This is a genomic window from Chloroflexus sp., from assembly GCF_034435895.1.
GTDB lineage: Bacteria > Chloroflexota > Chloroflexia > Chloroflexales > Chloroflexaceae > Chloroflexus.
In genome coordinates this window covers 1-9,913 of the sequence record NZ_DAOTWH010000193.1, presented here as the reverse complement: position 1 = coordinate 9,913, position 9,913 = coordinate 1, and the positions used below count along the sequence as shown (strand labels likewise).

The 9,913-nt window shown below is 58.2% G+C and carries 12 protein-coding genes; 6 read left to right on the top strand and 6 right to left on the bottom strand.

Annotated features, from left to right (window positions below):
• The 3 genes from U9R81_RS11420 to U9R81_RS11410 all read right to left on the bottom strand — a co-directional run.
• A partial coding sequence (locus tag U9R81_RS11420; protein WP_322495577.1) for a stage 0 sporulation family protein occupies window positions 1-1,080 on the bottom strand: 1,080 nt, incomplete at its 3' end.
• A 32-nt stretch (window positions 1,081-1,112) separates the two neighbouring features.
• On the bottom strand, window positions 1,113-2,669 hold the full coding sequence (locus tag U9R81_RS11415) for an adenylate/guanylate cyclase domain-containing protein (protein WP_322495576.1): 1,557 nt from the start codon (window positions 2,667-2,669) through the stop codon (window positions 1,113-1,115).
• Window positions 2,670-2,694: 25 nt separating this feature from the next.
• Window positions 2,695-3,411: a metal-dependent transcriptional regulator gene (locus tag U9R81_RS11410; RefSeq protein WP_322495575.1), complete on the bottom strand. Its 717-nt coding sequence runs from the start codon at window positions 3,409-3,411 to the stop codon at window positions 2,695-2,697.
• A 524-nt stretch (window positions 3,412-3,935) separates the two neighbouring features.
• Between U9R81_RS11410 and rnhA the strand changes: the two genes are divergently transcribed.
• The 3 genes from rnhA (at window position 3,936) to U9R81_RS11395 (ending at window position 5,817) form a co-directional block, all read left to right on the top strand.
• Window positions 3,936-4,652 (top strand): ribonuclease HI, encoded by a 717-nt coding sequence (gene rnhA / locus U9R81_RS11405; RefSeq protein WP_322495574.1) that lies wholly within the window; start codon window positions 3,936-3,938, stop codon window positions 4,650-4,652.
• Window positions 4,653-5,118: 466 nt separating this feature from the next.
• Complete coding sequence (locus U9R81_RS11400; RefSeq protein ID WP_322495573.1) at window positions 5,119-5,403, top strand: hypothetical protein; 285 nt, start codon at window positions 5,119-5,121, stop codon at window positions 5,401-5,403.
• Between the two features lie 15 nt (window positions 5,404-5,418).
• Window positions 5,419-5,817 (top strand): CPBP family intramembrane glutamic endopeptidase, encoded by a 399-nt coding sequence (locus tag U9R81_RS11395; protein ID WP_322495578.1) that lies wholly within the window; start codon window positions 5,419-5,421, stop codon window positions 5,815-5,817.
• A 20-nt stretch (window positions 5,818-5,837) separates the two neighbouring features.
• Here U9R81_RS11395 and U9R81_RS11390 read toward each other — a convergent pair whose 3' ends face one another.
• From U9R81_RS11390 to U9R81_RS11380, 3 genes are all read right to left on the bottom strand, one after another.
• Complete coding sequence (locus U9R81_RS11390) at window positions 5,838-6,221, bottom strand: hypothetical protein (RefSeq protein WP_322495572.1); 384 nt, start codon at window positions 6,219-6,221, stop codon at window positions 5,838-5,840.
• Between the two features lie 117 nt (window positions 6,222-6,338).
• Entirely contained in the window at window positions 6,339-6,617 is a 279-nt protein-coding gene (locus U9R81_RS11385; protein WP_322495571.1) for a DUF1828 domain-containing protein, read from the bottom strand.
• A 265-nt stretch (window positions 6,618-6,882) separates the two neighbouring features.
• Window positions 6,883-7,065, bottom strand: a complete 183-nt coding sequence (locus tag U9R81_RS11380; RefSeq protein ID WP_322495570.1) for a hypothetical protein — start codon at window positions 7,063-7,065, stop codon at window positions 6,883-6,885.
• 96 nt (window positions 7,066-7,161) lie between these two features.
• Between U9R81_RS11380 and U9R81_RS11375 the strand changes: the two genes are divergently transcribed.
• The 3 genes from U9R81_RS11375 to U9R81_RS11365 all read left to right on the top strand — a co-directional run bounded on the left by U9R81_RS11375 (window position 7,162) and on the right by U9R81_RS11365 (window position 9,710).
• The gene (locus U9R81_RS11375) at window positions 7,162-7,740 is read left to right on the top strand and encodes a peroxidase-related enzyme (RefSeq protein WP_322495569.1); all 579 of its coding nucleotides are present in this window, start codon (window positions 7,162-7,164) and stop codon (window positions 7,738-7,740) included.
• Window positions 7,741-8,484: 744 nt separating this feature from the next.
• Window positions 8,485-9,084: a DNA methyltransferase gene (locus U9R81_RS11370; RefSeq protein WP_322495568.1), complete on the top strand. Its 600-nt coding sequence runs from the start codon at window positions 8,485-8,487 to the stop codon at window positions 9,082-9,084.
• Window positions 9,081-9,710, top strand: coding sequence for a hypothetical protein (locus U9R81_RS11365; protein WP_322495567.1), 630 nt, complete (start codon window positions 9,081-9,083; stop codon window positions 9,708-9,710). Before U9R81_RS11370 ends, U9R81_RS11365 begins: the two co-directional genes overlap by 4 nt.
• The last annotated feature ends 203 nt before the right edge of the window (window positions 9,711-9,913 follow it).

Sequence of the window (9,913 nt, the reverse complement as noted above, 5' to 3'; positions counted from 1 at the left end):
CGGCGCATTGTTGGCGGCAGGCCCGTCGCGCCGGCGCGCCCGCGATTTTGGCGCTGGTTGCTGCTCTGCGTCACGATTTGATTCTACTGTAGGCGGTAACACCGGCGCAGGCGGCGAGAACAACGGCTCATCGTCTTCCAACAGACTCAGATCATCGTTCCACTCGAAAGCATCAACCTCATCACGGAGCATCCGGCGTTCACCCCGCTCGGCCTTAGCCGGACGCACCGGCGTAATCCCCTCAGCCGCGCGCGCGCGCGCCAGCGCCGCCACCTGTTCGGTAGCCAGCGTAATCTGCGGCATATCGTAGGTCTCGATCATGCCACTGCTGGCCAATTGCACCAACACTTGCTGCTTGAGCACGTGCTGGCCGACCACTTCACCCGGCCCATCGGGTGTCATCACCCACGTGCCGCGTTTGGACAACTGGCTGCGCATCTCCAGATACTGCTCGTGTTCGTATGAGAGACAACAGAGCAACCGCCCGCAAACCCCGCTAATCTTGCTCGGATTCAGCGGCAGGTCTTGATCTTTAGCCATCTTGATCGAGACCCGGGCATAATCGGGCAAGAAAGAGGCGCAGCAGAGAATCCGGCCACATGGGCCGATGCCGCCAAGCATCTTCGCTTCATCGCGCGGCCCAATTTGGCGCAGCTCAATGCGCGTTTTGAAGGTGCGGGCCAAATCGCGCACCAATTGGCGAAAATCGACCCGCTGATCGGCGGTAAAGTAAAAGGTCAGGCGGGAGCCATCGAAGGAGTATTCGGCCTTCACCAACTTCATCGGCAAGCCGTGCTCTTGCACCTTCTCGGCGCAACGGGCCAGCGCATCGGCATGATACTGTTGCAACTCGGCCATGCGGGCCAAATCGGCGTCTTCAGCGCGGCGCACCACCGGCTTCAATTCGCCGACGATCGCCTCATCGCTCACTTCACGTCGTTCAAACGCCACCCTTGCCAACTCAAGGCCGCGCACCGTCTCAACAATCACCGGATCACCGGTATGGAGTTCAAGATCGCGCGGGTCGAAGTAGTAGATTTTGCCGCTATCTTTGAACCGAATACCAACCACAATTGGCATACAACTTCTTTCTAAGCCAATCCACCCAGTCCTTACGGCCCCACATAGGCAATCGTTGCCTGCCCGCCGGGCTTAGCGCGCGGGCCGAGCACCTTATACGCACGCACCCGTTGCTGCTTGCCCTTCAGTTGCAACTCACCCATCTCTTGCAGTTCAAACTGATCGCTCACCAAACGGGCGGTATCTTCGCCAATAAAGACAGATCCCGGCTCGGCAGCCGATTCGAGGCGGGAAGCGGTATTCACGGTATCGCCGATGGCAGTGTATTCAAGCCGGTGGCGCGTGCCGAAGAAACCGGTATAGGCCGGGCCGGTATTCACCCCGATGCGGATGGTAAACGCCTTATCGGGATCGAGCCGGCTGACCAACCGCTGTTGGGCTTGCTGCATCTCAACCGCGGCAGAGACTGCGCGCAGGGCATGTTGCTCGTCGAGCGGCTCGTCAGGCAGGCGCGGCGCGCCAAAGATGGCCATAATGCCATCGCCGATGTATTTATCGACCGTGCCATTGTGACGGAAGATAACCTCGGTCATTTCGTGCAAATACTCATTGAGCAAATCTTGCACCTCCCGCGGCGAAAGCCGTTCGGAGAGGGCGGTAAAACCCTTCACATCAGCGAAGAGCACCGTCACCAGTTGTTCCTGCGCTTCCCAGAGCTTCCCGTGCTGGGCGACATAGCGCGAGAGCGCCTGTGCCACATTGGGCGAGAGGAAGCGTTCGAGATTTTGCCGCACCTGCCCCTGCACCCGCAGTTCTTCGGTGAGGCGGGCGCGTTCGATCGCCACCGCCGCCAAATTGGCAATCGCCACAACGATATCGCGGTCGCGGGGCGTAAACTGCTCGCGACCGGGCGAGTCGAGCAAAATCACCCCAATAGCGCCACCCTGCGTCAACAACGGCGCGCAGATGGCCGAACGGACATTCGCGGCGATAATACTCTTGGAACCGGCAAACTCTATGCGGGCATCGTGGGTGAGCACCGCTTCGCCGCGATCGATCGCTTTGCGTACAATACTGCCGGCAATCGCCACATCGCCGGTGCCGGGAGGCAAAATCACGCGCGGCACCAGATCGTCGCCCTTGCGCAGCAGCAAGAAACCGCGCTGCGCCGGCACCAGCCGGATAATCTCCTCCATCACCAAATCGAGCAGCTCGCGGTAATCGAGCGCCTGATTGACCCGCATGCTCAGTTGATAAAACGCTTGCAGATCGGTGGGTTGCAACTGCAATTCGTGCGCAGCAACCGCTTGCGACTCTGAGGCGACCGGAAAATAGCGGTTATCATCGAGCACCACGCTCTGGGCAGCGCGGTCTTCGTAGAGCAGCTCGAAGGGGCCGACCCCGATCACATCACCGTCGTTCAGTTGCTCTTCCTTCACCCGCAGGCGATTGACCGTCACCCCGTTGCGGCTGTTGAGGTCAATCACCCATGCCCGCCGATCGCGCAACTCCACCCGCGCATGCTTGCGCGAAACGATCGCATGGTTCAGCACAATCTCGTTATCGAGCTGACGGCCAATCGTCAGGCCGCGCTCGGTAATCGGGAAGGTGCGCTGCTTACCTTGAATGGTGACTGTGATCCGCGCCATAGATGTGCTCCAAACCTACCGGCGCCTACTTCTCAGCGAGATCGCCCCAAATCAATTCAGCGATATGCGTGGGCACAGTAATCGACAACCCCGGACGCCGGAGGGTGACGCCGATGGCGGGAACCTTATCGGTGATGGCAAACGCAGCGCCCGGCACCAAGCCATTAGCTTCGAGAAAGGCGACGATCGGCGTTTCTTCTTCGGCTTCTTCCGCGATACGGCGGATGGTGAACGACTGCCCCGGCTGGGCCGTATCAAGCCGGGTATTGCCGGCGTAGACCTCATTTTGACCGGGGATCGGATTACCGTGCGGGCAGGTTGTCGCCTGCCCAACCAGCGCCATAATCCGCTCTTCCATCACCGGCGAAAGCGCATGTTCGAGCCGGACGGCCTCTTCGTGAATCAGATGCCATGGCAATCCCATAACATCAACGAGAAATCGCTCGAGAATTCGGTGGCGACGCACCATCGCCTCGGCCAATTGCAACCCGCTGGGAGTGAGCGAAATCTCGCCGTGGGCATTGCGCTCGATAAAGCCTTTTTCGAGCAGGCGCGACACAATATGGGTCACGGTTGGCGGTTGCACCTTCATCCAACGGGCCAGCCGGGCCGCAATCACCGGCTCGTTGCGCGCCGCGAGGTAGTAAATCACTTCAAGATATTCACGTTCTTTTGCGGTTGGCTCGCCGCCTGAGCTGGTTTGCCGGCGGCGTAGCGATGCGACAGACTGGGAATTGCTCATACCTGCTTCCTCGCTGCCCGTAGCGCACCGAGCGGCACTTGCGGGTCGTGCTGCCAGCGACCGGGGATCACGTACCGGTTGCCGGCTTCGATGCTACCTTTCATTATAGCAGACGCGCTTAGCATACGGCATCTGAAGGAAGTGATCGCCAGACAGGATGCCGCTCAAAATAGTATTCCCCGCCATAACGGCGGGGAATACTTTTCGGAGAAGGGGGTCACCGGTTCGGTAAAGCCTAGCGGGCCTCACCAGCGGTGACACCCATACGCTTACTACTCATGGGCATCACCTCCTTCATGCCTGATCGGCTGTATGATGTGCGAGTACCGACTTTGGTACTATACCCAAGGTTGCGAACAAAGTCAAGGGTTGCGGGCAAGATCTTTGCCTGTCGCCCAGTGCTAGATCATGCGCTGCCCTGCCAAGCGCAGCCATCGCTGTGATATATTCGCGCCAAATATCCATAAGAGCTGGTACGATGGAATAGTAAGCGGCAATCGGCAATTGTCAGGGTAAGACACCTTATGAGCCAGAAGCAGCAATACTACCTCGTCGTGCGTGGCCGCCAACCGGGTTTATACCAGCAATGGCATGGCGCCGACGGCGCCAAAGCGCAGGTGGACGGGTTTCCCAATGGGTTGTACAAGCGTTTTGCCACGCTGGCAGACGTGCGCGCGTGGGTCGCTACGCTTCCGCCGGAAGAACGCGCCCAAGCGGAAGCGTTTCTCCCTGCGGAAGCGGAGACGCTACCGGTTTCGCCAACCGGCACGCCGGCAGATACAGTCGTGATGTACACCGATGGCAGTGCGATTGGCAATCCGGGGCCGGGCGGGTACGGGGTGGTGTTGCGCTACAACGACCGCTACAAAGAGCTATCCGGCGGGTTTCGCCATACGACCAACAACCGGATGGAGCTCATGGCGTGCATCGTCGGCCTGCGCGCGCTCAAACGGCGCCTAACGGTCACTATCCACAGCGACTCGGAGTATGTCGTGCAAGCGATGCAGCAGGGGTGGGTGCAGCGCTGGCAGAAGAATCATTGGATGCGGAGCGCGAACGAACCGGTCAAGAACGCCGATCTGTGGGCCGAGCTGTTGGCCTTGTGCGAACGCCATCAGGTGACATTTGTGCGGGTGCCGGGCCACAGTGGCGTGCCGGATAACGAACGCTGCCACGAGCTGGCGCTCGCAGCCGCGCAACAACCTGACCTGCCGCCCGATGAGGGGTTCGTGGCGACGTAGGGGGATCGGGATGAGAGCCAACACCAAGGCGCAGAGGACGTAAACGCAAAGGCGCTAAGAACGCAGAGGGCGCAAAGCGGTTTGAACTAATTCGCCATCTCGTCGCCCTCGGCGGTGCAACCTACCCCTTTCCCTGCGGGTTCAAGGATGTACAGAACATCTGATCCAAGGGAACCGGCCCGTAAGGGCCCAGCTACGGCTACAAAGCCCGCTGCGTGGGCTGATGGCCCTCACCTCCAGCGTCCTCTTCCGCCGTCAGCTAGGAGAGGGGGAGCTGCATAGTTTGCGGGACAGGCATCGTGATGCGAAAGACCGTAGCGCCCCTCTCCCGCGTCAGCGGGAGAGGGGCGGGGGTGAGGCTAGAACCATGTCACGACCAACAATTCTCTATTCCCTCCTTGCTTATGGCCTGAGCTGGTGCGTGTTTACGCCACTGGCCTTGCAAGGGTAAGGGATCATCAGCGGCGTGTCGGCGTGGTTGCACCTGCTCGGCGCGTATGGCTCGCTGGCGGCGGCGTTCGTCGTTACGCTGCTGACGGCTGGCCCTGCCGGGGTGCGCGAGTTGGCGGGCCGGATGGTGCGCTGGCGGATCGGCTGGGGTTGGTGGCTGGCGGCGTTCAGTCCGGTGGCCGTCTTTGGGGTGGTGGTGATCGCGCTCCGTCTGATCGACGGCATGTGGCAGGCCGCAGCGGGCTTTGGCTACGTCGCCGAACTGCCGCAACTCGGTGGGCTAGCAGGGTGGGCCGTCTGATTTCTCACCTTCGGGATTGGTGAAGAGACCAGCTGGCGCGGGTTTGCCCTGCCGCGCTGGCAGGCCCGCTACAGCGCCCGCGACGCTGCTCTGATCGTGGGGTTGCTATGGGCTGGTTGGCATGCGCCAGCCTTCTGCTACAACTATGAACGCTCGCTGATCGCTGTTGTCACCTTTGTCGTCGGGATCGTTGCCGGAGCGATGGTGCTAGCGTGGCTCTACAACAGCACTGGCAGCAGCATCTTGGCAACGGCGCTCTGGCACGGCACGTACAATGCCGCCGTGGCTGGCGGCAAAGCGGTGGTCGCGGCGGTCACGACCGCTGCCGTTATCCTTGCGTTCATCGTCATTGTGCGCCGCTATGGGCCAGCGCATCTCGCAGCGCGACCGAGGCAGGTGGTGGGGAAAGGGTGAAACGTTGCCGCTCAAGACGCTTAGGCAGACGCTCGCAGGATTTGCTCAACCTCGTCGGGACGCGACCAGCGCGCAATGGTCGAGAGTTCTTGCACTTGGCGAAAGTTTTCTTCTTCCCATACATCAGTGCAATCATCAAACAATGAAACAAACTGCAAACGAGGTTGTTCTACCTTCAGATGATTCAGATCGTAGCAGCCGGCCACGACGCGATCGGTAATCCGGCGCGCAACGGCGCGTGATCCGGTGGCAAGCAGAAACACGAGACTCGTTCGTTCGGCAATCCGTGTTTGATAATCAATTGGCCAGATTTGGCCGGATCGTCCGGTAAACTGCACCGAACGATCAAACGGAATGTGGCGCTCAGTCAGCCAGTCAGAAACTTCTTCCGCAATGGTCTCCATAGGTCGCGAACGCAATGTAAACCAGAGATCGGCCACACGCAACGCAGCTCGGGCAACCTAGAAGACGGCTTCGGCGGTGTGAGCTTGATCGGTCTTTTGAATCAACTGCCCGCGAAATCACTCGACGCCGAGGGTGAGGCAGATATCTTCGATGAAACGTCGTTGCTTCGGTGAAAGTTGCCCGCTAAACGACTGCATGCGCAGCCATCCAATCGCTTCGCCGAAATTGGTGACTTCGACGTGCGATTCGCGCTCGATCCCAAACACATCAATAATTCCGCCATCAGGATACATAAACGGCGTACGCACGCGGATGCCTTCTTTCGGGGCTGGACTGCACACAAACAACGGCGGATGCAGAGTTTGTAACTGCGCACACAACTCAATCGTGTTCATAGCGGCAGCTCCTCTTGCATGATCGGCGGGTGTATGATGCCAATGTGACGGATGTTGGCTTCAGCGCAAAACTGTTGCCAGACCGTGATTGGCTCATCCCATGCTGCCGTGATATCGGCGGGAACATACGCTTTTTTTATCTCGAAAGGCCTCGCTCCACCGATGTTTATGCTTTTCACCCACGCGCTGGCACGTGGGATTGTGGTGATCAGCGCCGAGATCTAAGGCGTAAATACGGCCAACAGTGCGGTGAATGAGCGTGATGTCAGTGTGCCGGCGAAGCGATTGTAACGCCCGACCACGAAGATTGGCCAGCCGGGTCTGAGCGTAATTCGACGCGAAACCCACGGGCAGGCAAGTGATCGGGGTCTTCCGCCCAAACAATATCTCGTTCTATTCGCTTGGTTTGATCGGCAAGAATTGCTTGAAAATCGGCTTGATCAAGCATGCTGTTCGCTCCTGCCCACCTTTTGCCGCTTTCGTCGTGCATAGTTCAGTATAATAGAACATCTAGCAATTGGATACCCCTAAAAGGAGCATCCCCATGATCAACGCCGATCGCCCGATCAGCCGGTTTCCGGTCGTTGACCGGAACGCCGATCTGCCGCCCGACATCCGGGAGCGGATCGAACAGGTGGCCGAAAAGAGCGGCTTCATCCCAAATGTCTTTCTCTTGCTAGCCCACCGTCCTGACGAGTTTCGCGCCTTTTTCGCCTACCATGATGCATTGATGGACAAACCCTCCAATCTCAGCAAAGCCGAAAAAGAGATGATCGTCGTCGCGACATCGGCGGCCAACGACTGTCTCTATTGCGTGATCGCCCACGGCGCGATTTTGCGCATCCGCAGCAAAAACCCGCGGCTGGCCGAGCAGGTCGCCACCAACTACCGGCGGGCCGAAATTACCCCGCGCCAGCGTGCCATTCTCGACTATGCGCTGAAAGTCGCGGTTGACTCGGCCCGGATCAGCGAAGACGACTGGCAGCCGCTGTACGCGCATGGCCTGACCCAAGACGACATCTGGGAGATCGGCGCGATCGCGGCCTTCTTTGCCATGAGCAACCGGCTGGCGAATATGAGCGCGCTGCGTCCAAACGATGAGTTCTACGCGATGGGGCGGTGATGCGTCGCTGACCGCCGGGGACGCGGGACAGCATCTCCCGCGTCCTTGGCATTGATGTGGTGAACGTTTACCGCCGAGGGTGCGGAGGAATAGCCACAACAAGACGCAAAAGGTACGAAAAGAAACGGGTTTTGTTGCGCGTTCTCTCCCCCTGCGGGGGCAAAGTGTTTACCCGAGGGTGCGGAGGAATAGCCACAACAAAACGCAAAAGGCACGAAAAGAAACGGGTTTTGTTGCGCGTTCTCTCCCCCTGCGGGGGCAAAGTGTTTACCGCGGAGGGCGCAGAGAGACCGCTCGAGGGCCGGAGGGCGGTGATGGCGCTGTGGTGAAGGTGTGTTTTTTACCGCGGAGGGCGCAGCGGGCGCAGGGGGGAGGGCGCACTACTCAAACACCCGTCTCGGTGTCGCTGTGGTGAATCGTTGACTGCCGAGGACGTGGAGAACGCAGAGAGGAGAACAGAGCGTAGCGGTGAGAGCCAACGTGTTATTGCGAGGGCGCAGAGCGCCCGCAGCAATCCCCGGCGGGAGCGAATGGAAACAGCTTGCTGGCGAGCAATCGCGCTGTGTCGCCTGTGACACAAATTAGGCCTTCCCTTTGTGCCCGCTGCGGTGGCGAGCTTGCCGCTGCGTTTGTAGAGTGCAGAAAAGTTCGGTGCATGCAGCGTCATTGAGGAAAGTTGTTAAGTGTTTCTACCGACCCATGTCTTTGACTGTAAGAATATGCGACAGCTCGCAACAAACTAATATGCCACGCCTTGGCCTTGCTTTCCACCTTACCCAACGCGGCAATGCGCAACACACTCGTTATGGCTGGCTGCGGCTCACGCCAGCCTACTCCGTCTATGCCGTAACCGATCTACTCAATCGTTATGCGCTGGCCGATGATGTGGTGCTCGATCCGTTCTGCGGTTCGGGAACCACAGCGGTAGCGTGTGCCGAACGCGGTTTGGCTTGTATTTCAACTGACATCAACCCGTTTTTGGTGTGGTTAGCTCATGCTAAAACAAGGATATATTCACCGGCGGAAGTTGACCGGTTTCGCCAGATTGCTGCCGAGATTATTCAACATGTCGAAACGATACCACGTGATGCAATCTGGTTGCCTGCGATTCATCAGCGCGAAAAGTGGTGGGATACCGAGGTGTTGCATCTACTAGGGGCGCTATGGTATCAGATTCAACAACTCCGCCAGCAGATTTCAGCATCGATCCACGATTTACTCAAGATCGCATTTTGTCGGTTGGTTATTCTGCACTCGCATGCGAGTTTTAGTCATCAATCAATGTCATTTAAAAAGCGCGCCAACCGGGTCTGTTTGTCCGGACGCTTGATGATCTTGGTTTGACGTGGCAGGCGAGCGTCAATGATATTGCGTGTTCGTTGCAGACTCCCATTATTGCGTCGCCGGCGATTCATCTGCACGATGCGCGCCAGCTCTCAACTCTGATCCCGCACGATTCCATTTCACTGGTCATCACCTCGCCGCCGTATCCTAACCGGATGAGCTATATTCGCAAGTTGCGTCCCTATATGTACTGGCTCGGCTATCTGAACAACGGGCGCGATGCCGGCGAACTCGATTGGCAAGCTATAGGCGGTACGTGGGGGATTGCCACTAGTTATATTGGGCGCTGGCCAATACCGGATGATCACGGTGTTGTATACCCTCATTTTGCTGAGTTTATCCAACGGATTGCCCAACATAGCGATCTTTTAGCGCGCTATGTTGCGAAGTATGTTGTTGATATACGGCAGCACATTGCGGAACTGTATCACGTCACGCGACACCATGCACGGGTCTTTTACATTGTTGGCAATTCGACGTTTTACGATGTGCTGGTGCCTACCGAACAGATTCTGGCCTCGATACTGCAAGCAGCTGGTTTTAGTCGAATAGACATAACTCCACTACGCAAACGCACCTCGAAGAAGGTATTGTACGAGTATATTGTGTCAGCCCAGAAAACATGATTCTTGCTACACAATTCCTGCCTACATACCATCGTTTTATCCCCCTCCCACGGTAGACAGCCGCGATCAAGCGTGTTATATTCAAGACAAACCGCCGCCTATATCCAACCTAAATTGGCATGCAAGAGGTTGTCATACCATTTCACATTGTAATCGGCGCGCGCGCGCCGCAAGGGTATCCGTTGCGGGCAACGTGCGGCGGG

Excerpts from the sequence above, each read along its gene's own strand:
- U9R81_RS11415 (WP_322495576.1), bottom strand. The coding sequence starts at position 2,669 with ATGGCGCGGATCACAGTCACCATTCAAGGTAAGCAGCGCACCTTCCCG.
- U9R81_RS11410 (WP_322495575.1), bottom strand. The coding sequence starts at position 3,411 with ATGAGCAATTCCCAGTCTGTCGCATCGCTACGCCGCCGGCAAACCAGC.
- rnhA (WP_322495574.1), top strand. The coding sequence starts at position 3,936 with ATGAGCCAGAAGCAGCAATACTACCTCGTCGTGCGTGGCCGCCAACCG.
- U9R81_RS11390 (WP_322495572.1), bottom strand. The coding sequence starts at position 6,221 with ATGGAGACCATTGCGGAAGAAGTTTCTGACTGGCTGACTGAGCGCCAC.
- U9R81_RS11385 (WP_322495571.1), bottom strand. The coding sequence starts at position 6,617 with ATGAACACGATTGAGTTGTGTGCGCAGTTACAAACTCTGCATCCGCCG.
- U9R81_RS11380 (WP_322495570.1), bottom strand. The coding sequence starts at position 7,065 with ATGCTTGATCAAGCCGATTTTCAAGCAATTCTTGCCGATCAAACCAAG.
- U9R81_RS11375 (WP_322495569.1), top strand. The coding sequence starts at position 7,162 with ATGATCAACGCCGATCGCCCGATCAGCCGGTTTCCGGTCGTTGACCGG.
- U9R81_RS11370 (WP_322495568.1), top strand. The coding sequence starts at position 8,485 with ATGCCACGCCTTGGCCTTGCTTTCCACCTTACCCAACGCGGCAATGCG.